The sequence below is a fragment of the Corynebacterium halotolerans YIM 70093 = DSM 44683 genome (assembly GCF_000341345.1).
In the GTDB taxonomy this organism is placed as follows: Bacteria; Actinomycetota; Actinomycetes; order Mycobacteriales; family Mycobacteriaceae; genus Corynebacterium; species Corynebacterium halotolerans.
Map to the genome: position 1 here is coordinate 232,427 of NC_020302.1, position 24,544 is coordinate 256,970.

The following is a 24,544-nucleotide window of genomic DNA, read 5'->3' on the forward strand; positions in this document are numbered from 1 at the left end:
TCTCGGAGGTGGCCGTCTCCGAATTCATCGCCCTGCTCGCCGTGTGGATCGCGGCGATCGCCTCCCCGGGGCCCGACCTGCTGCAGATCATCCGCCTCGGCGCGAAGTCGCGGATCTCCGGCGTGTGGGGTGCCCTGGGCATCATGACGGGCAACGCCCTGTGGATCTGTGGCTCCCTGCTGGGCCTGTCGGCGCTGATCAACGCCTATCCCGGCGTGCTCACGGTCCTGCAGTTGCTCGGCGGGGCCTATCTGCTGTGGATGGGCGTGAACGCCACCCGCGGCGGACTGGCCACCCGCCGTCAGGCGGCCGTCCCCGTGACCCTGCGTGCCGACGCCGCGGCAGACGCAGACGCCGGGTCGGGCGCGGCGTCGGCAAGCGCGCCGCGGGCCTGGCGGCTGGGCCTGACCACCAACCTCGCGAACCCGAAGGCCATTCTCTTCTTCGGAGCGGTGTTCACGCAGTTCGTCCGCCCCGAGATGGGGGCGGGTTGGGCGGCGGTCATCGCCGTGGTGCTGATTCTCACCGGCGTGGCGTGGTTCGTCGGCTTCGCGCTGGCGGTGCGGCTCCTGGCGGCGAAACTGGTGCGCAACGCGGCGGCCATCGACATCGTCACGGGCGTGATCTTCGTGGCGTTGGCCCTGTTCATGCTCTACGAAGGGCTTGTGGGTGTGGGGGAGTGGCTGGCGTAGGCGGAGCGCGCTAGCGTGGCGGTTAACCCTCCCGAATCTTTCCCTCCCGAAAGGACGAGGCCATGGACCTGATCGTCACCACCACCAACTCAGTCGACGGCCTGGAGATCTCCCGGTACGTCGGCATCGTCATCGGAGACCAGGTCATCGACACCAGCCGGTTCCGCAACCCCACCTCCGACGACCCGGACATCTCCGGTCAGCGGGAGGTTGAGCGCGCCCGCGGGATCGCCCTCGAGGAGATGAAGGCACGCGCCGTCGAACTGCACGCAGAGGCCGTCGTCAGCGTGGTCTTCAACCACCAGATGGTGGGCCCCGACAACACCCTGCTGCTGGTCTCCGCCACCGGCACGGCAGTGCGGCTGAAGACCCCGGCGCAGTAGGGCACCCGGCCCACGGCGACCGCGGCCACCCTCCGCCCGCGGTCGCAGCCCCCACCGATACACTGGCAGCCATGCACGCAGCAGACGTCGCGATCAGCGGCGAGACGATCAAGCTCGGCCAGTTCATCAAGCTCGCGAACCTCACCGCCACCGGCGGGGAGGCCAAGGAGCTCATCGCCGACGGTCAGGTGACGGTCAACGGCGAGGTGGACACCCGCCGCGGCCGCACCCTGCGCCCCGGTGACGTGGTCTGCATCGAGGACGCCTGCGCGCGCGTCGCCGCGGACCCGGGCGAGGACGATTTCTTCGACGAGGCCACCGCCGACGACGATTTCGACCCCGAGAAGTGGAGGAACCTGTAAATGCCCGCTTTCGAGGCCACCGGCGGCATGCCGTACTGGATTGACCTGACGACCTCCGACCCACGCAAGTCCGCGCACTTCTACTCCGAGATCCTCGGCTGGGAGATCCGCGAGGAGGTCGAGGGGTCCGGGTACCGGATCGCCCGCGTGCAGGGCCTGCCCGTCGCCGGGTTCATCCCGCAGCCCGACGACGCGCCGTTCCCCGACACCTGGATCACCTACTTCCTGGCCGATGACATCGAACGCCAGATCCGACAGGTCACCGAGCTCGGTGGCCGTGTGCTCGCCGATCCGACCGACGTGCAGCTCGGGCGGATGGCCGTGCTCGCCGACGCCGCCGGGGCCATGTTCGGGCTGGTCGAACCGCGCGGCGAGGATGCCTTCGTCGCCGCCGGTGAGCCCGGCACCCCGGTCTGGCACGAGCTGACCACCACCTCCCGCTACAACGAGGCCCTCGACTTCTACCACGGCCTGTTCGACTGGGAGCTGGCCACCATGGACGTCGGCGAGGACTTCAAGTACGCCACCGCCATGTCCGAGGGCGCGCCGTTCGCCGGCCTGTGGAAGGCCGAGGGCAGCTTCCCGCCGCAGGTCCCCAGCTTCTGGCAGTCCTACCTGGGGGTGCTCGACGTCGACGCCGCCGTCAGGCGCGTGCCGGAGCTCGGCGGCGAGATCATCCGCGAGCCCTGGGACTCCGAGTTCGGCCGCATGGCGCTGATCTCCGACTCCACCGGCGCGACCGTCACCCTCTGCGGCATCGACGAGCCGGTCGTCGAGGACGAGCTCAGCGAGGCCGATTCCATCCTCAACCTCGACCCGAACCAGCTCTAGGACCTCACGTGCTCGAGCTCGACGACCTGAGCTCCCGGGTCCTCGACGCCGTCGACCGTGTCCCCGCCGGCCACGTCACCACCTACGGTGACGTGGCCGCGGTCGTCGGCACCGGCCCGCGCCGGGTCGGCCGGGTGATGGCGCGGTACGGGCACCTGACCGCCTGGTGGCGGGTCGTGCGTGCCGACGGCTCCAGCCACGATCCCGACCGCTCCGTCCCGCACTGGGACGACGAGGGTATCCCCCACAACGGACGGGTCGTGCGGCTGGGGGAGTGCCGCATGAACTGAGACTGGGCCGGTGATTCGCGGTCGGCCTCGCGGGGGCGCCGTGCCGCTTCACGACGTCCGTTCTCAGCGCGGAGAGGTCAGTATTCCAGTCACTTTGCGTCTTTTCCTGCGGACCCGGCATGGGAATCCAGCGGGATAGTGCCCTGTCGACAATTACCTATTGACCAATAGATAGAAACTCTGTAGTTTGCCTATCGAGCGATAGGTAAACGGATTTGTAGGCTCCGGCTCCTTTCGCAGCAGATGACAAGCCGTTCAAGAGAGGGAAAAGAAGATGGAAGCAGCAGACATCGCATGGATCCTGGCGGCTGTCGCCCTCGTCGCGCTGATGTTCCCGGGCCTGGCGTTCCTGTACGGAGGTATGCTCGGCAGCGGCCAGGTGCTCAACATGTTCATGATGGTCATGGGCTCACTCGCCGTCACCTCCGTCGTGTACGTCATCTACGGGCACGGGCTGGTGCTCGGCGACTCGGTCGGCGGACTGGGTCTGATCGGCAACCCGCTGGAGTTCGCCGGTTTTTCCAACCTGCTGGTGAACGACGGATCGGGGAGCCTGCTCACCGCCGGCTTCTATATCCTCTTCGCCGCGATCTCCCTGGCGCTGGTGGCGTCGGGCGCGGCGGGGCGGATGAAGTTCGGGGCCTGGCTGCTCTTCGGGGTTCTGTGGGTGACCCTGGTCTACGCCCCGCTGGCGCACTGGGTCTTCGCCTTCGACGACCCCGAAACCGGCACTGTCGGAGGCTGGCTGGTCAACACGGTGGGCATGCACGACTTCGCCGGCGGCACCGCCGTCCACATGAATGCCGGTGCCTCGGGTCTCGCCCTGGCGTTGGTGCTCGGGGCCCGCCGCTCCGGGGCGACCCGTCCGCACAACCTACCGCTCACGCTGATCGGCGCGGGCATGCTCATGATCGGCTGGCTCGGCTTCAACGGCGGCACCGCCGGTGGTGCGAACTTCCTGGCCTCCTACGTCGTGGTCACCTCCATCTTGGCCGCGGCCGGCGGCATGCTCGGCTTCATCGTCGTGGAGCGCGTGCGCCACGGCCGCCCCACCCTCCTGGGACTGGCCACCGGTCTGATCGCCGGCCTGGTCGGCATCACCCCCGCAGCCGACGCAGTCAGCCCCGTCGGGGCGATCGCGGTGGGCTTCCTCGCCGCCGCGCTCGCGGCCTGGGCCATCAGCTGGAAGAGTCACCACGGCATTGATGACTCCCTGGACGTGTTCGCGGTCCACGGCATCGCGGGCATCGCGGGCGCCTTCTTCGTCATGCTCTTCGGTTCCGCCGCCGCCCCCGCGGGGGTGCAGGGCGTCCTGCTCGGCGGGGACCTGAGTCTGCTGTGGCGTGAACCGCTGGCCGTGGCGGTGACCCTGGTCTGGTCCTTCGGGCTCACCTGGCTGATCGCCACCGCGATGATGAAGGTCCACGACATCCGGATCTCCCGCGAGGACGAGGACATGGGCGTCGACCGTGCCATCCACGCCGAGACGGCCTATGAGCTGCGTCAATCCACGATGTTTGGGCAAGCCGCTCGTCGGGCCGACGCGGACACCGCGGCTGACCGGAAGGCCGCGGCGCCCACCCCGGGCCCGATCTCATCCCCGTCCGTCGGCGCCGCCGACGACGCTCCCACCGCCTCCACAGCTTCCTGACCACACCGGAAAGACAGGTAATGAACATGACCGCCGCGCTCCCCGGCACCACCGGAATCACCACCGTTCCCGCGACTCCCGTCGCCCCGGCCATCGACTTCCTCTACCTCTCCGAGTCCGACATGATTGCCGCCGGCGTCACCGACATCGCCCGATGCGTCGACGTCATGGAGGAGACTCTCGTTCTCCTGGCGCGGGGCGACTACATGATGGCCGGCCCGAACTCGAACTCGCACGGCGCTATGGTCACCTTCCCGGAAAAGCCGGCCTTTCCCGGTATGCCCGCCGACGGTCCGGACCGTCGCTTCATGGCAATGCCCGCTTACCTGGGGGGACGCTTCAACAACACGGGAGTGAAGTGGTACGGCTCCAACGCCGAGAACCGCAGGCACGGCCTGCCTCGCTCCATCCACGTCTTTGTCCTCAACGACACTGTCACGGGTGCGCCGAAGGCCATCATGTCCGCGAACCTGCTGTCGGCCTACCGTACCGGTGCCGTCCCGGGCGTCGGCGTCAAGCTCCTCGCAGTGGAGAACGCCACCACCGCGGCGGTCATCGGCCCCGGCGTGATGAGCCGCACCATCCTCGACGCCACCCTGGCCGTGCGCCCCGGGATCGGTCGGCTGAGGATCAAGGGGCGCTCGGCCGCCTCCATCCGCCGCTACATCGAGTGGGTCCGGGAGAATCACCCCCAGATCAGCCATATCGAGGTCGTCGACACAGAACGGGAAGCGGTGCACGACGCGGACGTGGTCATCGCCGCCACCACCACTGACGCCGCAGGTCCGGAGACCTTCCCGTATTTCGCGCAGGAATGGCTCAAGCCGGGTGCGCTTTTGCTGCTGCCGGCCGCCGCCCGCTTCGACGACGCGTTCATCCGGGATGGTGCCCGCCTGGTCGTTGACTACCACGGCCTCTACGACGCCTGGCACGAGGAGTACGGTCCGGCCGAGGCCTACCGGCTGCTGGGGATCCCCGGAAACCATTGGTGGGACATGTTGGCGGACGGTAGCCTCAGCGGCAACCGCATTCACCAGATCGGCGACATCGCGGCCGGGGAAACCCCCGCCCGCATCAGTGACGACGAGATCATCCTCTACTCCGTCGGGGGCATGCCGGTTGAGGACGTGGCCTGGGCCACGGAGGTCTACGGGACGGCTCGCGATCGCGGCATCGGCACCATGCTCAACCTCTGGGACACCCCCGCATTGTCCTGAATCCATCTCACGAAGCCAAGGAGAAGACCATGCCAGCCAAACTCCGCGTCGCCGTCATCGGGCTAGGCACCACCGGTTCCATGGCCCTGTGGCAGCTCAGCCGCCGCCCCGATATTGAGGTCTTAGGCTTTGAGCAGTTCGGCCTCGGCCACGGCTACGGCGCCTACACCGGCGAATCCCGCCTGTTCCGCACCGCTTACCATGAGGGTGCGAAGTACGTGCCCCTGTTGCTGCGGGCCCGCGAGCTCTGGGAGGAGCTCGGGGACTCGGCCGGCCGACTCCTGTTCCACCCCTTCGGTGTGCTCACCGTCGGCCGCGAGGACGACGCCCCGTTCCAGCGGGTTCTGGACTCGGTGATGGCGCACGGCCTGCCGCACGAGCGGCTGAGCGCGGCGCAGATGCGGCGTCGGTACGCAGGCCTGGACTTCCGGGACGACGAGGCCGGCGTCGTCGACCTGCTCGGCGGGGCGCTGCGCCCGGAACTGTCGGTGCTCAGCGCGATCGAGCAGGCGATGGCCAACGGTGCGACCGTCCTCGATCACGAGCGCATCCTCAACGTCACCGACACTGGGACGGGCGTGCAGATCACTACTAACGCCCGCGAGACGGTCGTAGACCGCGTCGTCGTCACCGTGGGCAGCTGGGTGCGTGAACTCGTGCCGCAGATAGCCGACCTGGTCGAGGTACGCAAGCTGGTGCTCACCTGGTTTCTGCCGAGCATCTGCACCGATTTCGACCCCGCCAGCCTGCCCTGTTTCATCCGCGACCGCGACGGTTTCCATATCTTCGGCGCCCCCTGTGTCGACGGCTACAGCGTCAAGATCGCGGGCCTGGACGTCTGGGGCGGCCCGGAGACCGACCGGCCGGAGGATGCCGACCTGCGCCTTGACCGCGACCTGATCTCCCGGTTCGGCGCCCGGGTCCATGAACTGTTCCCTGGCGTGCAGCCCGAACCCAACCGCTACAGCGTCCACTTCGACACCTTCACCGCCAGCCGCGATCCCATCGTCGACCGCTTCGGCGACGTCGTCGTGGTCACCGGCCTGTCCGGCCACGGCTTCAAACTCGCCCCGGCACTCGGCGAGCTGGCCTGCGATCTGGCGCTGGCCGAGCAGGCGCGCGTCCGGCACCGCGACTTCACACTCGACGCGCACCGTCCGATCGGCACGGAGTACTCGGTCGGGGCGGGAGCCGCGGTTTCGGCGTAGGGCGGGCGTCGACCGGCCGCGGGGCCCGAAGGGGCCTCACGATCGGGTAGCGATCTGTCCTGGCACGGGAAGCGGCGGGGGCGTGCGGTCCCCACTGAGGGCAACGACCCGCAGGAGGAACCTTCATGCGCACCCGATCCTGTGCCGCGGCCGCCCCTGGCCTGCTTCTCACGCCCGCCACCGCCTCCGCCCAGCACTTTGATCCGGAGCCGGGTGTCAGCACCTATTGGTGAAGCGAGCGCCCCGCCCGACTCCCGCAGGCCTTCTCCTCCGACCCGCTCGGCGTGGGCTTCGCAATGTCGATGACCCCGGTGCTGCCGTTCATCTTGTTTCTGGATTCCACCGGCCCCCTCTCGGGGACCGTGTACGGCTCCGGCGGCATCCCGGTCCGGTAGCATCTGGGCCCAATCGGATAGCGGTCGGGCACCGAGTTTTTCCGTCAGCCGAGCTTCTGACGATCGAAGACAGACCACGCCTCGGTGCGGCCACCATTTTCCCTTCCCCGTTTTCTTGCCCGGAGTGGCCCTGGGGTGCGGTCCACGCGAAAAAGAGCGCCTTCACCTGGGATTCCGTCAGATCGCTCAGCTGTCCCCGCCATGTTAAGGGGGGCCCGATGGAAAAGATTTCTGCGCCGTGTGGTAAGCGCTGGCATACTGAAAAACGGAACGATCTTCTTATAAGTCCAAGAAATCTACTGCTCGGCACTCGAGATCTGGGTCGGAAACGAGCCAGGCCCAGTGCCGGAAGGGAGCTTCAATGACAACGAATCAAGATCGAGCTCAAGCCGCCAAGGAGGCCGGCCGGGACGAGGCTTCGAAGGTCGCAGGTGAGGCCCAGGGCGCTGCCCGCGACGTCGCCGACACCGCCCGTCAGGAAGCCCGGCAGGTCACCGATGAAGCCATGAATCAGGCCAAGTCCCTGACGAACTCGGCCCGGGATGAGGTTTACTCGCAGGCGTCCACTCAGCAGCAGCGTCTGGCCGAGCAGTCCCGCATGGTCACCGATGACCTGCAGCGCCTGGCGCGTGGAGAGCAGGCCGAGTCCGACATGGTCAACCAGGTCGTCTCGATGCTCGCCGACCGGGCCCAGAAATTCACCACCCAGCTGGAGACTAAGCAGCCCACTGAACTACTCGACGATGTGCGCCGCTTCGCTTCCCGACGCCCCGGCACCTTCCTGGCCATCGCCGCCGGCGTCGGCCTGGTCGCCGGACGTCTGACCCGCGGGGTGGCCGACAACGATGACGACGCCTCGCAGGACTCCCGCCAGTCCGAGGCTCCGCAGGCCGTCACCCCGCCACCGGCGGCAGCGGTGGAGCCGACCACGTCGGCAGACCCGGGTGTGGCCCCCACCACCCCGGCACCGGGAGCGCCGCTGCACACTCCGGTGGAGGGCGCCCCTGATCTCGCCTCCGGTGGCTCCCCCGGCACCCCTTTCGGGGACACCCCGGAGACCGCCCCCGGTGACCGACTGGACGACATCACCGACCGGGGAGACCGCCGATGAGTTCCCCCTCGAATGACCCGACGTACACCAGTCCCGGGGCGGATCCCGCCACCGGCAGTCCCCTGACCCCGCCCGCGGCCGGCTCGTCCCAGATACCTGACTCCGAGGCGGAAACCCGCGCGCGGACCGAGTCGCTGGGGGAGATGTTCTCCCACTTCACCGAGGACCTCTCCACCCTGATGCGCCAGGAGATCCAGCTCGCCAAGGCCGAGGCCACCACTTCCGCCAAGCAGGCCGGTGCGGGCGCGGGCATGCTCGCCGCGGCGGCCCTCGGCGGATTCTTCGTACTGCTGTTTCTGTCCCTGGCCCTCACTTGGGCTCTGGGCAACGTGATGGACCTGGGCTGGGCGGCGCTGATCGTGGCCGCTGTCTGGGCCGTCATCGCCGCCATTCTGGCCGTGGTGGGTAAGAAGCGACTCGACAAGATGAAGGGCCTGCCCCAGACCCAGGAAACCGTCCAGGAGATTCCCCCGACCCTGAACCCCAGCAAGGAGACGCCATGACCAACCCCGATGACATCCGCGCCGACATCGAACGCACCCGAGGCAACCTCGGCCGAGACGTGGACGCCCTGGCCGAGAAGGTCGACCCCAACAAGGCGGTCGAGCGCCAGACCGACAAGATCCGCGGCAAGTGGACCGACCTGCGTGAGTCCGTGATGGGCAGCCCCGACCACGACAACGGGCAGTCCACCATGCAGGACGCCCGCGACCGGGCCGGCGAGATGGCGGACGAGGCCGGGCAGATGGCCCGCAACGCCCCCGAGCAGGTCAAGCGTCGTGCACGCGGCAATCCGCTGGCCGCCGGACTCATCGCCCTGGGCGCCGGCTGGCTGGCTGGTTCGCTGCTGCCGGCCTCCCAGCCTGAGCAGGACGCTGCGGCCAAGGCGAAGGAGAAGGCCGAACCTGCTCTGGAGGAGGCCAAGTCGGTCGCACAGGACATGGGTGAGTCCCTCCAGCCGCAGGCGCAGGAGGCGGCCGAGTCCGTCAAGGACTCCGCCACCGCCGGAGCACAGCACGTCAAGAGCGAGGGCCAGCACCGTGCCACTGAGCTCAAGGACGATTCCCGACAGGCCGCCCAGCGGGTCAAGGACACCACCCAGGAGTCCTGACACCCCACAATTCACGCGATCGCCCGGGGCCGGAGACGGTATCCCGGGCGATCGTCTGTTGTGGGAGGGCGGGAATCGGCTTTAGGGCGGGCATTGCGGCGGAAACTGGTGCTGTGACCCGTTGAGGTCCGCCCTTGTGCCGCTTCTTGACATCCCGGCTCGGGGAGGGAAAGTGTCACATCAGCGGTAGGACGGACATTGGGGCTGGAACCGCCGCCGTGGCTCTTCGATGTCCGCCCTTGCGCAGTTCTCGTGCCCGCGCCGGCACTTCTCGACGTCGCGATCCGCGCGGCGTGGGCAAACGGCTTGTCGCACCAGCGGTAGGGCGGACACCAGGTCTAAAAACCCGTACCCAGACCACCGGCGTCCGCCCTTGTGCAGCCGCCCCAACTCCCGTCCCGGTTGCCTACCAACCAGATGGTAGGTACATTCGGGCCGGTGAGCGACACCAGAACGAAAATCCTCGACCATGCCGTCGAGCTCCTGCGCGACGGCGGGGTGCTCACGCTCGATTCCGCGGCGCACGCGGCGGGCCTGTCGAAGCCCGGCGTGATCCATCATTTCCGCACCAAGCAGGGCCTGGTGCTCGCGGTCGTCGACCACATCATCGATGGCTGGGAGGCGGACCTGCGCACCCGGCTGCGCAATCCCGGGGACCCGCTCGACCGGCTGCGCGCCTACCTGGACTACGCCTTCACCGGCGATTTCGACTCGTCCGACCTGGTCATCGTCGGCGACGCCGCCCTCCGCGAGCCGCTGCGCCGGCGGTGGGTGGAACGCCTCGGGCCGTGGTTCGCGCCGGCGACCCCCACGCCCGGCCCCGAGCTGACGGCCGTCCGGTTGATCGCCGACGGCGCGTGGTTCGACCAGGCCCTCGGTATCGCCGACCTCGCCCCGTCGGAGCGCGCGGCGGTCCACCGCATCGCCCTGGAACTGCTGGGTGGGAAGGAGCAGGAGTGAGGATTCACCGCAGCTGGCTCTACCTCGCCGGCGCCATCATCACGGAGGTGATGGCCACGCTCTCACTGAAGGGGGCGCTGAACGACCCGGCCCTCTACGCGGTCGTCGTGGTCGGCTACGTCGCCGCCTTCTTCTTCCTGTCCCGGGTGCTGCGTGCCGGCCTGAGCGTCGGCGTGGCCTACGGCATCTGGGGCGCGTGCGGCGTGGCGCTGACCGCCGTGTTCTCCTACTTCATCTTCGACGAGCCACTGACCCTGATGATGCTCACCGGTATCGCCGTCATCATCGCCGGGGTGCTGTGCATCGAACTCGGTGGCAGGAAGGCGGAGGCGGAATGAGCTGGCTGTTCCTCACTCTCGCGATCATCCTCGAGGTCGCCGCGACCCTCTCGCTGCGCATGGCGGTAGCCTCCCGGCGTGTCTGGTACGTGGCCGTCGCCGTCGGTTACATCCTGGCCTTCACCTTCCTGTCGGCGGCGCTCAGCACGGGTATGCCGCTGGGTGTGGCCTACGGGATGTGGACCGCCCTCGGTGTCGTGCTGACCGCCCTGCTGGGCAGGGTGCTGTTCAAGGAGCCGTTCACCCCGGTGATGTGGCTCGGCGTCGGGCTGATCATGGGCGGGGTCCTGTTGGTGGAGCTCGGCGCGGGCTACTGAACCCGGGTCTGCACGCGCCCGTGGGAATGAGTACCCTCGCCACCATGACTGACCAGACCGCCACCACCACCCGCGCCTGGGGCACCCCGGGCTTCGCCGAGCCGCTGGAGCCGGTGACGATCGAGCGCCGGGCCCTGCGCGGCGACGACGTGCGCATCGCCATCGAGTACGCCGGCATCTGCCACTCCGACATCCACACCATCCGCGGCGACTGGGGCGACCGTCGCTACCCGTTGGTCCCCGGCCACGAGATCGTCGGCCGCGTCGAGGCCGTCGGTGACAAGGTCACGAAGCACCGGGTCGGCGAGCGCGTCGGCGTCGGCTGCTTCGTCAACTCCTGCGGCGAGTGCGAGCCCTGCCGGGCGGGCGAGATCTCCTACTGCGACAACGGCGTGGTGACCACCTACGGCGCGGAGGACCCCTACGCCGACCAGGAGTACACGCAGGGCGGCTACTCCCGGCAGATCGTGGTCCGCGAGGACTTCGTCGTCCGGGTGCCCGAGTCCCTCGATCCGGCCGCGGCCGCCCCGCTGCTGTGCGCCGGCATCACCACCTACTCCCCGCTGAAGCACTGGAACACCGGTCCCGGCAAGCGCGTCGCCGTCATCGGCATGGGTGGCCTCGGCCACGTCGGCGTGAAGATCGCCGCCGCCATGGGCGCCGAGGTCACCGTCTTCTCCCACTCGACGCGCAAGCGTGACGACGCCCTGCGCTTCGGCGCCACCCACCACGTCTCCACCGCCGACGGTCTGCCGGACGAGTGGCGCAACTACTTCGACCTCATCCTCAACACCGTCTCCGTCGACCTCGACATCGACGCCTACCTGCAGCTGCTGCGTCTCGACGGCGTGCTGGTCCAGCTCGGCCTGCCCGGCGCGCCGCTGGAGACGAAGACGCGTTCCTTCACCCAGAAGCGCCGCAGTCTCTCCGGTTCCCTGGTCGGCGGCATCCGTGAGACCCAGGAGATGCTGGACTTCTGCGCCGAGCACGGGGTCACCGCCGAAATTGAACTCATCGACGCCGAGGGCATCAACGAGGCCTACGACCGCACCATCGCCGCCGACGTGCGCTACCGCTTCGTCATCGACGCCGCGACGCTCTAGTCCCGGTGGCAGCCGGCCGCGCGGCACCGCGGACACGGCAACCGCGGTCCATCGGCTAGCGTGACAAATATGAGCGACTTCCCGTTCCCGGAGACCGTCGAGGAGTTCCGCATCGCCCGGGAGGCGGTGGAGGAGCGCATCGCCGACGCCGCCCGCCGCGCCGGACGCGATCCCGGCGAGGTACGCCTGCTGCCGGTGTCCAAGACCTGGCCGGCCGAGCGCCTGCGCCTGGCCATCGCCGCCGGGATGACCACGCTGGGGGAGAACCGGATCCAGGAGCTGTCCGCCAAGGCGCGGGAGCTGGCCGACACCGGCGTGCGGTGGTGCGTCATCGGCCACCTGCAGCGCAACAAGGCCCGTGACTGCGCCGCCTGGGCCGATGAATTCCACGCCCTGGATTCCGTGCGCGTGGGCGCGGCCCTGCAGCGCCGCCTCGAGGCCGTCGACCGGCACCTGGATGTGTTCATTCAGGTCAACACCTCCCTGGAACCGCAGAAACACGGGTTGGCGGCGGACGAGGTCGCGGGCGTGCTGGCCGGACTCGCCGACTTCGACCGCCTGCGGGTGCGCGGCCTGATGACGCTCGCGGAGTTCTCCCGCGACGAGACGGTCGTGCGCCCCTGCTTCGCCCGGCTGCGCGAACTGCGGGAGAGGCTCATCCCCGGCCTGCCCGACGGCATGAACCTGGACGAGCTGTCCATGGGCATGTCCGGCGATTTCGAGTGGGCGATCGAGGAGGGCGCGACCACCGTCCGGGTCGGCCAGGCGATCTTCGGGGCCCGCGCGACGAAGGACAGCGAATACTGGCCGGGTCAGGGCCGAGAAAATCACTAGACTCGGGGCCATGAAGCGAGTCAGCACTGCCACCGTCCTGGCGGCCCTCCTGTCCGCCCTGACCCTGCTGGCCGCGCCCGCGGCGGGCGCGGCCCACCTCGACCCGAACGCGGTCCCGCCGCGCACGCAGATCACCCTCCAGTTCGACGACGGCACGCGCATCGCGACCGCCAACTCCGGCGAGTCCCGGCCCGTGCTCTCGTTGTCCAAGCTCTACCTGGCCCACTGGGTGCTCCACCACGGCGCCCCCGCGGACAAGGCCCGGGTCGAGCACATGATCCGCGTCTCCGACGACGCGGTCGCCTCCGATCTCGACGCCACCTACCCGCAGGCCATCCCGGAGACCATCTCCGCCTTCGGCCTGACCCAGACCTCCTACAACGGCTACTGGGGCGCGGGCACCACCTCCTCGGACGATGTCGCGCGCTTCCTCTCCGAGATCCGCCACGACCCCGTCGCCGCGCCCATCTTCACCGGCATGGCCACGGCCGCGCCCACCGCCGCCGACGGCTACGCCCAGAACTTCGGCACTGCCGTCGTGCCGGGGACGTTCGGCACGAAATTCGGCTGGTCGAACAACCGGGACGTCCACGCCACCGCCTCCCTCGGTCCGGGCTGGGTACTGGTCGCCAACACCTACGGCGGGTCGGCCGCGCACACCGCCGACGTCCGGGCCGCGGTGACCGGTGATCCGGCCCCCGGCGTCCCGGCACCCAGCCCGGGCGGGAACGGTTCCGCGGTCGAGCCGGGGAGCTCGGGCACCCCAACCGCCAGCGGGGCCCAGCTGAAGGACCGTCTCGCCTGCCATGATCCGCACAACCTGCGCCAGGCGATCCCGGACGGCGCCCTCCTCCCGGTGGACGCCGTCAACGCCGTGCCCGGCTGCTGACCGCGCACCCCGGTCAGGCCCGTACGGTAACGCCGGTCCGCACGCGATCGGCCATGTGCCGGGCGGCGAGCCAGGAGAAGACCACCCCCTGGCCGATCGTCGCGCCGGGACCGGGATAGTACCTGCCGAAGACGTTGGCGGAGACGTTTCCGCTGGCGTAGAGCCCCTCGATCGGCGTGCCGTCGGCGCGCAGGACGCGCGCCTGCTCGTCGGTGTCCACTCCGCCGCAGGTGCCGAGGTCCCCGGGCACGACCTGCACCGCGTGGAACGGCCCCCGGGTCAGCGGCCGCAGGTTCGGGTTCGGGGTGTTGGTCGGGTCGCCGTAGTAGCGGTCGTAGTGTGACCGGCCGCGGCCGAAGTCGTCGTCGTTGCCCTGGGCGGCCAGCAGGTTGAACCGCGCCACCCCGTCGACCAGTCCCGGCGTGCCGAGCTTGTCGGCCAGTTCCCCGATGCTCGCCGCCCGGTGCGCGATGCCGGCGTCGTACCAGCTCTGCGGCAGGGGCGCCCCCGGCATGCTCCCGCCGCCGAAGACGTAGCTGTTGCGGTACCGCTGGTCGAAGATCAGCCAGGCGGGAAGGTGGGGATCCCCGCCGTCATCGTGGCCGAGCATGATCTGTCCCGCGGTCATGTAGTCGGCGGATTCATTGAAGAAACGGTGTCCGCTGGAGTCGACGATCATCGAACCCGGCAGGGAGCGCTCGGCGAGCAGCACCGACGGCCGTCCGCCCTCCTCGGCCGGTGGCACCGCGGGGAACCACCAGGCCTGGTCCAGCAGCGAGGTGGCCGCGCCCGCCTCCTGCGCGATCTGCAGGACATCGCCGGTGTTGGCCGGGTTGCCGAACGCCCACCCCGCCTGCAGGGCCGGGGACTGGTGCTTTTGCCGCAGCTCGATGTTGTGGTCGAAACCGCCCGCCGCCAGCAGCACGCCGCCGGTGGCGGCCACGCGCACGGACTGACCGTCCCGGTCGACGACGGCGCCGGTGACGCGACCGTCGTCAAGCACGAGGCCGGTCAGCGGAGCGTTGGTCCACATCTCGACACCCGCCCGCCGCGCGCCCGCGACGAGGCCGGCCGCCAGGGCGGTGCCGCCGACGACCATGTTCCTGCCCAGTATCCTGCCGCCGATGCCCTGGACGGCGCGTACGGCGATCTTCGGCAGGGCCCTGGCCGGACGGCGCAGCATGAGGTTCATCCAGCGGTAGTCGCTGCCGGTGACGGGCATGGGCACGGGTGCCGCCATCAGGCCGGGACGCACCAGGGCCGCGTCCTCTCCGAGGGAGTTGAGGTCGAAGGGCAGTGACTCGATGGAACGCCCGGCCGTCGAGCCGCCGACCCGGTCGGAGAAGTAGTCGGCGTACTCGCTCATGTGCATGAATTCCAGCGGGGTGACCTCGCGCAGCTCCTCGACGACCGCGGGCGCGTTCCGGAGGTAGGTGGTCCGCAGTCCCCGGGGCGCGGTGTCGCCCACCACGGCGTCGAGATAGGCCTCGACCCGTTCAGGGCTGTCCACCGCGCCCTCCTGCGCGACGACCTCATTGCCCGGCATCCACATGCCGCCCCCGGACAGGGCGGTGGATCCGCCGAGGTACCCGCTCTTCTCGACGACCAGAACGCGCAGACCCGCGCGTGCCGCGGTGATGGCGCCCAGCAGGCCGGATCCCCCACCCACCACGATGACGTCGTAGGTGTGTTCCCGGTTGTTCAGGTGTGTCATACTGGCCTCCCATGTAGTGTGGTCCAGATCACTTTCACGGTAGCGGCGAAGTTGCACCCGCAGTGCAAGTTTGCGGAGCGAATGCAACGACCCGCTCCCGGGGAAGATGCGCCCCCCGGCGGCCGGCGCACGGATGTCGTTTCGTGCATACGATCGGGAACCAGATGAAACCAACCTCCACTGACGTGGACGTAGAGAGGACATCACCGTGGCATCTCAGGAATACATCGACGACACCCTCGAAGCCGCCGACGCCCCGGCCCCCGACAGTGAGAAGAAACCGGATGACCCGCCGAAGCTGACCGGCCCCAGCTGGAAATACGCCCTCAAACGCGCTGCGCGGGAGTTCTCCTCCGATGGCGGCACCGACCTGGCCGCCATGCTCACCTACTACACCGTGCTGTCGCTGGCCCCGGCCCTGCTGGCAGTGTTCTCGATCATCACCCTGGTGCTGGCCAACAACGCCGACACCGTGACCTCCCTGGTGGACAACTTCGTCCGGGAGTACGTGCCCGCCGACTACCAGGATCTGGTGGTGGACCTGGTCAACAACGTCACCGGCTCGGCCACCGGCGGCGTGATCGGTCTGATCATCGGTATCGCCGTCGCCCTGTGGTCCGCCTCGGCCTATGTCAAGGCGTTCTCCCGCAGCTCGAACATCGTCTACGGCCGGGAGGAGGGGCGCGGCCTGATCAAGCAGACCGGCACCATGCTGCTGACCACGCTCGGCCTGCTGGTCGGCATCGTGCTGATCCTGGTCTCCCTGGCCCTCAACAAGACACTCGTCGACGGGCTGCTGGGCCCGATCGCGGAACCCCTCGGCCTGAGCGGTGTCCTGAACTTCCTGCTGGACACCTTCCTGCCCATCTGGGCGTGGGTGAAGTGGCCCGTGATCCTGGCTCTGGTGATCGCTCTCATCGCCGTGCTCTACTACTTCACCCCGAACGTGAAGCCGCCCAAGTTCACCTGGGTGAGCCTCGGCTCGATCGTGGCCATCATCGGCATCGCGCTCGCCGGCGTGGCCCTGTACATCTACTTCGCGTTCTTCGGCGGATACAGTTCCTACGGCGCCATCGGTGGCGTGATGGCCCTGCTGCTGACCCTGTGGGTGTTCAACATCATGCTGCTGCTGGGCGTGGAGATCGACGCCGAGGTCGAGCGTGCCCGCGAACTGCAGGCTGACCTCCCCGCCGAGGACAACATCCAGCTGCCGCCGCGTGACACCGCCAAGGTGGAGAAGCAGAAGAAGGTGCAGGATGAACTGGAGGCCGACGGCCGCGAGCTGCGCGAGGCCCACGACAACGACGACGACTCCGTCGACACCGGTGCCGACAATAACGACAACGAGGACGACAACGACGATGAGGGCGGGGACGACGTCGATAAGCGGAAGCGCCCGGGCAGCACCGCGCACCGTCCCTAGCGCCGACGCGCCGGGGGGGGGGCGGGCGCTGTGGAAAGATGAGCGCCGGGCGGTGTGAGAGGCCGGCCGCCCGTCATGCAGACGAAAGGACCCCCAGGTGCCGCACCAGGAGTACATCGACGCGACGCTGGCCGTCGTGGGTGCGCCCGGCCCGGAGCACGAGGACAAGCCGAGGAATCTGCCGCGGCTGTCCTGGACGAGCTGGCGGTATGCCCTCCGGCGCACGGTCCGGGAGTTCTTCGCCGAGGGGATCATCGATCTGGCGGCCATGCTGACCTTTTTCACGGTGCTGTCCCTGGGACCCGCCGTGCTGGTGATCTACTCGATCATCACTCTGGTGCTGTCCAACAACGCCGCCGAGGTCGCCCGGCGGGTGGAGAACTTCGTCCGGGACCGCATCCCCGCCGAGTACCAGAACCTGGCGCTGGACCTGATCGACGCCGTCACGGGCTCACCCACCGGCGGCGCCGTCGCACTCGCCGTCGGCATCACCGTCGCACTGTGGACCTCCTCGGCGTATGTCCGGGCGTTCTCCCGCGGCTCGAACTCCCTCTACGGCCGCACCGAGGGCCGTGGCTTCCTCAGGAAGGCCGGCGCCATGCTGCTGACGAACCTGGGGCTGCTGGTCGGGATCGTGACGATCCTGGTCTCCCTGGTCCTCAACGAGACGCTCGTCGACGGCGTGCTGGGCCCCGTCGCCGAGCCGCTCGGCCTGAGCGGGGTGCTGGACTTCCTGCTGCAGACCTTCCTGCCGGTCTGGGCGTGGCTGAAGTGGCCCGTGATCCTCGCCCTGCTCATCGGCTTCGTCGCCGTGCTCTACTACTTCACCCCGAACGTGCGGCAGCCGAAGTTCCGTTGGCTGACCCCCGGCTCCGCGGTGGCGGTCCTCGGCATCGTGGCCGCCGGCGCGGCCCTGTACATCTACTTCTCGGTCTTCGCGGGCTACAGCTCCTACGGCGCCGTCGGCACGGTGATGGCGCTGCTGTTCACCCTGTGGGTGTTCAACATCGTGCTGCTGCTGGGCGTGAAACTGGACGCGGAGGTCGAGCGCGCCCGCCAGCTGCAGGCCGGCATCCCCGCCGAGGAGAACATCCAGCTGCCGCCCCGCGACATCATCCGGGTGGAGAAGATGAGGAAGACCCAGGAGCAGCTGACCAGCGACGGCCGCGAGCTGCGCCGGACGCACAACGCCTCCGACGGGGCGGGGGAGGACGCACGTGACTCCGGTGGTGCCGCCCCCACGGGCCGTCCCGGCAGCACTGCCTACCAGGCCCCGGCCGGGGGCGGCGGGTAGGGCAGCGACGGGGGCGCCCGGGCCAGCTCGCGGGGCGGGGTCCGCACCGTGAGCCTCAGTCCCGAATTCGGTGCGGGGCGCTGCCCGGTCGGACTAGCCTGGAGGGCAACCTTCTGCCGATCACCGACCGAGAGGGTCACCATCATGCGCGTCAGGGACAGTGTCATCGTGATCACCGGGGCGTCGAGCGGGATCGGCAGGGCCAGTGCCACCGCCTTCGCGGGGGCCGGCGCCCGGGCCGTGGTCCTGGTCGCGCGCCGGGAGGAGGCCCTGCGCGAGGTGGCCGGGGCCTGCGAGTCCTCCGGCGCGGAGACGCTGGTCGCCGCCCTCGACATCACCGACGCAGAGGCGGTGACGGCGCTGGCCCGCGACGTCGTCGACCGCTTCGGGCGGGTGGACGTCTGGGTCAACAACGCCGCCGTCCATCTCTTCGGGACCGTGGAGGAGGTGCCGCTGGAGGATTTCCGCCGCGTTCTCGAGGTCGACATCCTGGGCTACGTCCACGGTGCCCGTGCCGTGCTGCCCCACATGCGGGCGCAGGGCCGGGGAGTGCTCGTCAACGTCGCCTCCGTGGCCGGCGGAATCCCCCAGCCCTACGCGGCCGCCTACTCCATGGCCAAGTCCGCGGTACGGGCCCTGTCCGGCAGCCTGCGCTCCGAGCTGCGCCTTGCCGGGCACACGGACATCCACGTGACCGCGGTGCTGCCGGCCTCGGTCGACACGCCGCTGTTCCAGCAGGCGGGCAACCACACCGGCCGCGAGGTGGTGCCCATGCCACCGGTCTACTCCGTCGAACGCGCCGCCCGAGCGATCCTCGGTGTCGTCAGACGGCCCCGGCGCGAGGTCGTCGTCGGCCCGTTGGGTCGCCTCATGCTCCTGCAGTCCAAGGTCGCCCCCGGTCTGACGGAGAAGATGATGGCCGTCCAGGTCGACAGGACCCACCTCTCCCGCAGCCGCCCGGCGGGTGCCACGCACGGCAATCTGTTCACCCCCTCCGAGGACGGGCGCAACCGGTCCGCCGACGGTGGCTGGGGAGGGCGCCGGCGCACGGCCCGACGGCGCCTGCTGGGAGGCACGGTCCTGCTCGGCGGCGTGCTGGCGGTGAAGCGGCTGCTGCGCTGAGACCGCGCTTCCCGCCGACGGGAGGAGACCCATGCTGGTGAACAGTAGGGAGGTGGCCGGCCCGTCACCGATTGCGACGCCTCGGCGGACACCGTGGGCGCGGTCGCCGGCGTCCTCAGCGCCGAGGGGCACGGAGGTTTGCCGGTGGAGCCCAGCTCCCGTCCGCTGGCGGATGCGGTGTCCTCACTGCCGAACCGGCTGCGCGCCCTGAGGCACCGGGGAGCCGGCCTGAACCAGGGGGTTCCGCTCAACAAGACCAGTGGGATAGACGTCGACGACCCCGCCGGCGCCCTGATCCTGCTGGCCCGGTTGATGGGGACAATGTCTGTCGGCCACCGACCGAGAGAGGCTCAGCCCTCCCGGTCCCTTTCGTTCCGCTGCTCCGGCATCTTCTTTCCTGTCTTCCGGAGGGAAATCAGGATCAGAACCAGGAGGACCGGTACCAGCGCCGCCAGGCCAGGGACGCCATGAGCAACGGCGCTTCAACCATGTCTCTCCTCCTCCAGGATGAAGCAGGAGAGTCCCGCACTTCAACGGAACCGGCGGATGATGGACGAACGAGTACGCCCGTTTCGTCCACCCCGCGAAATGCCCAGGAGCGGGTAGGGCGGTGCCCGGCGACCACGGTCAACGGTCCAGCCGCGTCTTCTCCACCAGCACCGCGTCCGCCGCGCCGCTTCTCGGCGACCAGGTGGTCCGGCAGCTGCTCCCGCAGCGCGGCCATGACCTCATCCCCCTCGCGGACCCACGCTGCGAGATCGAAGCCGACCCGCCACCGCGGGCGGCCGTTCGGGTGGTCCTCCCGGGGGAGGTGGTTCTCCTGCCACTGCAGGGACCACTCGGCCAGCCGTCACCCCAGCTCCCGGGATAATCCCAGCTTCTCGGGCTGGGGGAGGTGACCCCGGAGAAAACCGCTCTCCCTGGGATGGGGGGCGGTATTCGCCCACGGAGAATGGGCGCTGCCCCACTCGGGCATCCCCGTCAGCCTCGGGCGGTCCACGCTATCCCCGCAGGAACGCGGCGACGTCCCGCACGCGCTGCCGGGCCACCTCGGGCGTCGAGACGCGGTGGCGCGAGACGTACTCGGCGACGGTGACCTGCGCGGCGTCGGCAAGCCCGTCGGGGCGTGCGGCGATCTCGTCCTGCAGCGCGATCTGCGCCAGTGTGCGCGGCCACTCCGATGCCGCGGGCACGGCCGCGCCGTCGCGGATCTCATCCGGCAGGCCAGCCACCGAGCCAAGATCGGGGTAGGTGAGCACGAGGGCGTCGAAAAGCTTCGCGTTCATCGCCGCCAACGCCGCGCCGGAGGAATAACCCCAACCGGTGATCGACGTCGCGTTGTGGTGGCGGGCGATGCCGAAGGCCTGCCGCACCACGGCGTTCATCTCCGGCAGGGTGGAGGTCGGTGCGAGCGGGTAGTCCAGGTCCAGGATGATGGTGCCGGACAGCTGCGCGACCGCGGCGACCTCGGGACGCCACTGCATCTCCAGTGCCGAACCGGAACCGCGCCACCAGCCGCCGGAGTGGAAGGACACCGCCCACGCGCCGGTCGGCTCGGAGGGGGTGAACAGCCGCCCGCCGACCTCGGGCACCTCGGAGGTCTCCACGCCGTCGGCGAAGACCACCCCGGGCATGGAGTGGTCGAGACCGGAGCCGAGCATGAGCATGGCGGCGTGCGTGATGCGGTCGGGCAGCCGGGCGATGTAGTTGTCGGCCGGATCCGGATCCCCCGCCCCGCCCTTCCACGGCGGGGTGAAGTCGGGCAGCTCGTAATGGGCGTCGATGTAGGAGTACAGCTGCTCGAGCTGCTCCTCCGGGGGAAGCTCCCGGTCCCGGCCACCGACCTGGAACTCGGCGCGGTGCCGCTCCTCCTGCAGCTGCTCGGGGGTTTTTTCGGACGTGGATTCGTCTCGCTCGCTCATGGCGCCCAGCCTACTTCCCCTGCCGTGGGGGCGTCCCGCTTTCGCGTCCCCCGGCGGCCGCGGGAGGATTAGTCTGGGAGGTGTCACCCCGGATCAGTCCCGGATAAGCGAAGGAGCCCCACCATGAGTGGAATCGCCAAGATCTACGACGCCGTCCTCAACCCCACCAAGGAGCAGATCGCCGGCACCTTCGGCGGCTTCGTCGAGCTGCTCGGCAGCTACCGGCTCGTCGACCCCGATGATGAGGTCGGCATCGAGGTGCTCATCGGCACGGATCTCGACGGCCGCATCGTCCAGCTGCCCCTGACCTACCGCGGGGCCGAACTCGATCCCGAGCACACCCTGACCGAGCTGGAGCACAACATCCTCGGCCACCGCTGGGTCTCCAACGCGCTCGGCGACCCGGTCGCCGTCACCCAGCTCATCCGCACCATCCTCACCGGGGACGACGGCGCGAAGTTCTCCGACGGCACTCCGCCCGCCCTCGACATCATCGGCTCCGGCGACCGGGCCGGGGCGCAGGTCAGCGAGGTCAGGCTCTCCGAGTCCACCCGACAGCGCGCCGTGGGCACGGTGCGTGTCGACGACCGCGTGCGCGGCTTCCGGCTGCACATGCCACGTGTACCGCTGTCGCCGAGGACCACCGGCCAGGAGCGCACCACCGCCCGGCTCAACCTCACCGGCTCGCTGCCGTCGCTGCCGGCGAAGAAGCACGTGGTCGCGGAGCTGCACTGGCGGGATCTGTAGGGGGCGGAAGTTAGGCAGAGAAATTCCCCGTTGCAGTTCTACGCAACGGGGAATTTCTTCAGATGAAGGTTAGTTGGTGGGGAACCCCATCTCGATCTGGCTCTCATTCGCCAGGGGCCAGCGGGTGGTGACCACCTTGCGACGGGTGTAGAAGTTGAAGGACTCAGGACCGTACATGTGGGTGTCGCCGAAGAGAGAGTCCTTCCAGCCGCCGAAGGAGAAGGCTCCGACCGGAACCGGGATTGGCACATTGACGCCGACCATGCCCACTTCGATGTCGAACTGGAACTCGCGGGCGGTGCGGCCGTCGCGGGTGAACAGGGCGACGCCATTGGCGTAGCGGTTGGCGTTGATCAGCTCGACGGCTTCGTCGTAGGTATCGACCCGCACCACCGCGAGCACCGGGCCGAAGATCTCCTCGTCGTAGACCTGCATACCGGGGCGGACATTGTCTACGAGGCTCGCGCCGATGAAGAAGCCTTCCGGGTCTGCGGTGGTCTCGCGGCCGTCCACCACGATGGTGGCACCTTCTTCTGCGGCGCTGCCGAGGATACGGGCGGCCCGGTCACGCGCCTGGGCGGTGATCAACGGGCCGATATCGGTACCGGTCTCCGCACCGTCCCCCACCTTCAGCCCGCGGATGCGCTCGCTGATCTTCTCGATCATGGGATCGGCGGTCTCGCCCACCGCAACCAGGACGGACACCGCCATGCAGCGCTGGCCAGCAGAGCCGTAAGCGGCGGAGACGGCGGCATCGGCAGCGGACTCCAGGTCTGCATCCGGCATCACGACCATGTGGTTCTTCGCCCCGCCGAGCGCCTGGACACGCTTCCCGTGGGCCGCGGCCGTGGTGTAGACGTGAGAGGCGATCGGGGTCGAGCCGACGAATGAGACCGCTCGGATGGTGGGGTGCTCGAGGATCTCGTTCACGATCTCCTTGTCACCGTGCACGACGTTGAGGATCCCCTCGGGAAGGCCGGCACGACGGAACGCCTCCGCGATCCACACCACGGCGGACGGATCCCGCTCGGAGGGCTTCAGGATGACTGCGTTGCCTGCGGCGATGGCGGTGCTCACCATCCAGAGGGGGACCATGGCCGGAAAGTTGAACGGGGTGATGCAGGCGACCACACCCAGTGGCTGCTTGAGCTGTTCAACGTCGACACCGGAGGCCACCTGCTCCGCGCTCTCACCCTTGAGGTGGTGCATCAGTCCGGCGCAAAACTCGACGTTCTCCAGACCGCGGGCGATTTCGCCCTGGGCGTCGGGGACGGTCTTCCCGTGCTCCTCGGTGATGATGCGTGCCAGCTCCTCGCTCTCGTTGCGGAGAATCGAGGCGAGCTCGAAGAACACGCGGCTTCGCTTGGCCAGTCCGATGCTGCGCCACTTCTTCTGGGCCTTCGTGGCCACAGCCACTGTCCGGTCGAGGAGCTCCCGGTCGGCGAGGGGAACCTCCCGGATGACCTGGCCGGTGGCCGGGTTATAGATGGGCTGGGTCCGGAGGTTCTCGGTGATCAGCTGATCACCGATGACGTGCGGGACGCGGGCGGTGATGGTTGCGGTGGTCATGATGAGGTTCCCTTCAGGAGTAGGGCGTTCTGCGGATGCGGAGGTTTAGCGGACTGCGGCTTCGGCGGCCACCGGGGAGGTGTTCTGTTCTTCGATGATGGCTTCGGTTTCGGCGGTGGGATCGGGGTTCCAGCCGCGCAGTTCACCCTCGGGGACGACGTACTTGGCGATGAGAGTGCAGTCCTTGTGGGAGAAGCCTTCATCGATGAGCCGATCAAATTGCTGGGCGATGATGGTGGCCGCCGGCAGATTGATGCCCGCGTTCTCACCGGCTTCAAGAGCCAGCCCGACGTCCTTGCGGGCCAGGTCCACAGTGAACGTGGCGTCGAAGTTCTGGTTGGCCGCAGCGGTGGGGATGACGTCCGGCACGGGGTACCAGGTCTGCTGTGCCCAGGACTGGCCGGAGGATGCGCTGGCGATTTCCCAGAACACCTTGGGATCCAACCCCATCCGCTCTGCGAGCTGAGAACCCTCGGAGTTGGCGAGCATGTTGATGCACAGCATCATATTGTTCGCGATCTTTGCCGCGATACCCATTGTGGGGCCTCCGGCGACGAAGGTGCGTCCGCTCATCGGCTCGATGAAGCGTGCCGCCCGCGCGGTGTCCTCCTCGAGGCCGCCGATCATGAAGGCGAGGGTGCCGGCGGCGGCACCGCTGATCCCGCCGCTGACCGGGGCGTCAACGAAGTGGAATCCCAGGTCAGTGGAACGATCGTGAAGGAACCGGGAGGTGTCGAGGTCGATGGTCGAGCTGTCGATGAGCAGCGCGCGATGATCCGCGTGGGCCCAGATGCCGTCGGCGCCCTCGAAAACGCTGCGGACGTGCTGTCCTTTCGGGAGCATGGTGAACACGGCGTCGGCACCTGCGACCGTATCGGCCACGCTGTCGGCGATCCGGATGCCGTTCTCCGCGGCCTGGGCGGTGGCCACTGAGCTGAGGTCGTAGCCCTGGACGTCGTACCCGGCGCGGACCAGGTTCGCGGCCATTCGCGCACCCATGTTGCCCAGGCCAATCCAACCGATGGTAGTCATGATTCTCCCTCTCTCGTGGTGTCACATTC

Annotated in this window: 25 protein-coding genes; 21 read left to right on the forward strand and 4 right to left on the reverse strand. The window is 68.9% G+C overall.

Translation table 11 applies throughout. The features are described 5' to 3' along the window. Positions 1 to 8 precede the first annotated feature (8 nt). The 17 genes from A605_RS01080 (at position 9) to A605_RS01160 (ending at position 13,692) form a co-directional block, all read left to right on the forward strand. The gene (locus A605_RS01080; RefSeq protein WP_015399656.1) at positions 9 to 692 is read left to right on the forward strand and encodes a LysE family translocator; all 684 of its coding nucleotides are present in this window, start codon (positions 9 to 11) and stop codon (positions 690 to 692) included. Positions 693 to 754: 62 nt separating this feature from the next. Then, positions 755 to 1,075, forward strand: a complete 321-nt coding sequence (locus A605_RS01085) for a heavy metal-binding domain-containing protein (RefSeq protein ID WP_015399657.1) — start codon at positions 755 to 757, stop codon at positions 1,073 to 1,075. 71 nt (positions 1,076 to 1,146) lie between these two features. Then, a complete protein-coding gene (locus A605_RS01090) occupies positions 1,147 to 1,437 on the forward strand; it encodes an RNA-binding S4 domain-containing protein (protein WP_015399658.1) in 291 nt (96 codons plus the stop codon). Then, a complete protein-coding gene (locus A605_RS01095) occupies positions 1,438 to 2,268 on the forward strand; it encodes a VOC family protein (RefSeq protein ID WP_015399659.1) in 831 nt (276 codons plus the stop codon). A gap of 8 nt (positions 2,269 to 2,276) precedes the next feature. Beyond that, a complete protein-coding gene (locus A605_RS01100; protein ID WP_015399660.1) occupies positions 2,277 to 2,558 on the forward strand; it encodes an MGMT family protein in 282 nt (93 codons plus the stop codon). A gap of 274 nt (positions 2,559 to 2,832) precedes the next feature. Beyond that, positions 2,833 to 4,209, forward strand: a complete 1,377-nt coding sequence (locus A605_RS01105) for an ammonium transporter (RefSeq protein WP_015399661.1) — start codon at positions 2,833 to 2,835, stop codon at positions 4,207 to 4,209. A 122-nt stretch (positions 4,210 to 4,331) separates the two neighbouring features. Continuing rightward, a complete protein-coding gene (locus tag A605_RS01110) occupies positions 4,332 to 5,426 on the forward strand; it encodes a tyramine oxidase subunit B (RefSeq protein ID WP_042440223.1) in 1,095 nt (364 codons plus the stop codon). A gap of 29 nt (positions 5,427 to 5,455) precedes the next feature. Then, positions 5,456 to 6,634, forward strand: a complete 1,179-nt coding sequence (gene solA / locus A605_RS01115; RefSeq protein ID WP_015399663.1) for an N-methyl-L-tryptophan oxidase — start codon at positions 5,456 to 5,458, stop codon at positions 6,632 to 6,634. Positions 6,635 to 7,390: 756 nt separating this feature from the next. Then, positions 7,391 to 8,140 carry a hypothetical protein gene (locus tag A605_RS14705; RefSeq protein ID WP_015399664.1) on the forward strand — a complete coding sequence of 250 codons (750 nt, stop codon included), beginning with the start codon at positions 7,391 to 7,393 and terminating at the stop codon, positions 8,138 to 8,140. Continuing rightward, complete coding sequence (locus A605_RS01125; RefSeq protein ID WP_015399665.1) at positions 8,137 to 8,643, forward strand: phage holin family protein; 507 nt, start codon at positions 8,137 to 8,139, stop codon at positions 8,641 to 8,643. The genes A605_RS14705 and A605_RS01125 overlap by 4 nt, the downstream gene beginning before the upstream one ends. Further along, positions 8,640 to 9,251, forward strand: a complete 612-nt coding sequence (locus A605_RS01130) for a DUF3618 domain-containing protein (protein WP_015399666.1) — start codon at positions 8,640 to 8,642, stop codon at positions 9,249 to 9,251. Before A605_RS01125 ends, A605_RS01130 begins: the two co-directional genes overlap by 4 nt. A 438-nt stretch (positions 9,252 to 9,689) precedes the next feature. After that, positions 9,690 to 10,211: a TetR/AcrR family transcriptional regulator gene (locus tag A605_RS01135; protein ID WP_015399667.1), complete on the forward strand. Its 522-nt coding sequence runs from the start codon at positions 9,690 to 9,692 to the stop codon at positions 10,209 to 10,211. Beyond that, the gene (locus tag A605_RS01140) at positions 10,208 to 10,549 is read left to right on the forward strand and encodes a DMT family transporter (RefSeq protein WP_015399668.1); all 342 of its coding nucleotides are present in this window, start codon (positions 10,208 to 10,210) and stop codon (positions 10,547 to 10,549) included. The genes A605_RS01135 and A605_RS01140 overlap by 4 nt, the downstream gene beginning before the upstream one ends. Continuing rightward, positions 10,546 to 10,866 carry a DMT family transporter gene (locus tag A605_RS01145; protein WP_015399669.1) on the forward strand — a complete coding sequence of 107 codons (321 nt, stop codon included), beginning with the start codon at positions 10,546 to 10,548 and terminating at the stop codon, positions 10,864 to 10,866. Before A605_RS01140 ends, A605_RS01145 begins: the two co-directional genes overlap by 4 nt. 44 nt (positions 10,867 to 10,910) lie before the next feature. After that, a complete protein-coding gene (locus A605_RS01150) occupies positions 10,911 to 11,969 on the forward strand; it encodes an NAD(P)-dependent alcohol dehydrogenase (RefSeq protein ID WP_015399670.1) in 1,059 nt (352 codons plus the stop codon). Positions 11,970 to 12,038: 69 nt separating this feature from the next. After that, positions 12,039 to 12,803 carry a YggS family pyridoxal phosphate-dependent enzyme gene (locus A605_RS01155; protein WP_015399671.1) on the forward strand — a complete coding sequence of 255 codons (765 nt, stop codon included), beginning with the start codon at positions 12,039 to 12,041 and terminating at the stop codon, positions 12,801 to 12,803. A gap of 10 nt (positions 12,804 to 12,813) precedes the next feature. Continuing rightward, on the forward strand, positions 12,814 to 13,692 hold the full coding sequence (locus A605_RS01160) for a hypothetical protein (RefSeq protein ID WP_015399672.1): 879 nt from the start codon (positions 12,814 to 12,816) through the stop codon (positions 13,690 to 13,692). A 13-nt stretch (positions 13,693 to 13,705) separates the two neighbouring features. On the opposite strand, the gene A605_RS01165 is transcribed toward A605_RS01160, so the two are convergent. Then, the gene (locus A605_RS01165) at positions 13,706 to 15,406 is read right to left on the reverse strand and encodes an FAD-dependent oxidoreductase (protein ID WP_015399673.1); all 1,701 of its coding nucleotides are present in this window, start codon (positions 15,404 to 15,406) and stop codon (positions 13,706 to 13,708) included. Between the two features lie 208 nt (positions 15,407 to 15,614). Between A605_RS01165 and A605_RS01170 the strand changes: the two genes are divergently transcribed. The 3 genes from A605_RS01170 (at position 15,615) to A605_RS01180 (ending at position 19,245) form a co-directional block, all read left to right on the forward strand. Next, positions 15,615 to 16,829 carry a YihY/virulence factor BrkB family protein gene (locus A605_RS01170; protein WP_015399674.1) on the forward strand — a complete coding sequence of 405 codons (1,215 nt, stop codon included), beginning with the start codon at positions 15,615 to 15,617 and terminating at the stop codon, positions 16,827 to 16,829. 97 nt (positions 16,830 to 16,926) lie between these two features. Beyond that, positions 16,927 to 18,123: a YihY/virulence factor BrkB family protein gene (locus A605_RS01175; protein WP_015399675.1), complete on the forward strand. Its 1,197-nt coding sequence runs from the start codon at positions 16,927 to 16,929 to the stop codon at positions 18,121 to 18,123. A 144-nt stretch (positions 18,124 to 18,267) separates the two neighbouring features. After that, the gene (locus tag A605_RS01180) at positions 18,268 to 19,245 is read left to right on the forward strand and encodes an SDR family oxidoreductase (protein ID WP_015399676.1); all 978 of its coding nucleotides are present in this window, start codon (positions 18,268 to 18,270) and stop codon (positions 19,243 to 19,245) included. A gap of 1,001 nt (positions 19,246 to 20,246) precedes the next feature. On the opposite strand, the gene A605_RS01195 is transcribed toward A605_RS01180, so the two are convergent. Further along, on the reverse strand, positions 20,247 to 21,167 hold the full coding sequence (locus tag A605_RS01195) for an alpha/beta hydrolase (RefSeq protein WP_015399679.1): 921 nt from the start codon (positions 21,165 to 21,167) through the stop codon (positions 20,247 to 20,249). 123 nt (positions 21,168 to 21,290) lie between these two features. Here A605_RS01195 and A605_RS01200 point away from each other — a divergent pair, with 123 nt between their 5' ends. Continuing rightward, positions 21,291 to 21,914, forward strand: coding sequence for a CG0192 family protein (locus A605_RS01200; protein WP_015399680.1), 624 nt, complete (start codon positions 21,291 to 21,293; stop codon positions 21,912 to 21,914). A gap of 69 nt (positions 21,915 to 21,983) precedes the next feature. Here A605_RS01200 and A605_RS01205 read toward each other — a convergent pair whose 3' ends face one another. Both A605_RS01205 and mmsB read right to left on the reverse strand, forming a co-directional pair. Next, the gene (locus A605_RS01205) at positions 21,984 to 23,483 is read right to left on the reverse strand and encodes a CoA-acylating methylmalonate-semialdehyde dehydrogenase (protein ID WP_015399681.1); all 1,500 of its coding nucleotides are present in this window, start codon (positions 23,481 to 23,483) and stop codon (positions 21,984 to 21,986) included. 45 nt (positions 23,484 to 23,528) lie between these two features. Next, positions 23,529 to 24,515, reverse strand: coding sequence for a 3-hydroxyisobutyrate dehydrogenase (gene mmsB, locus A605_RS01210; protein ID WP_015399682.1), 987 nt, complete (start codon positions 24,513 to 24,515; stop codon positions 23,529 to 23,531). Between the last annotated feature and the right edge of the window lie 29 nt (positions 24,516 to 24,544).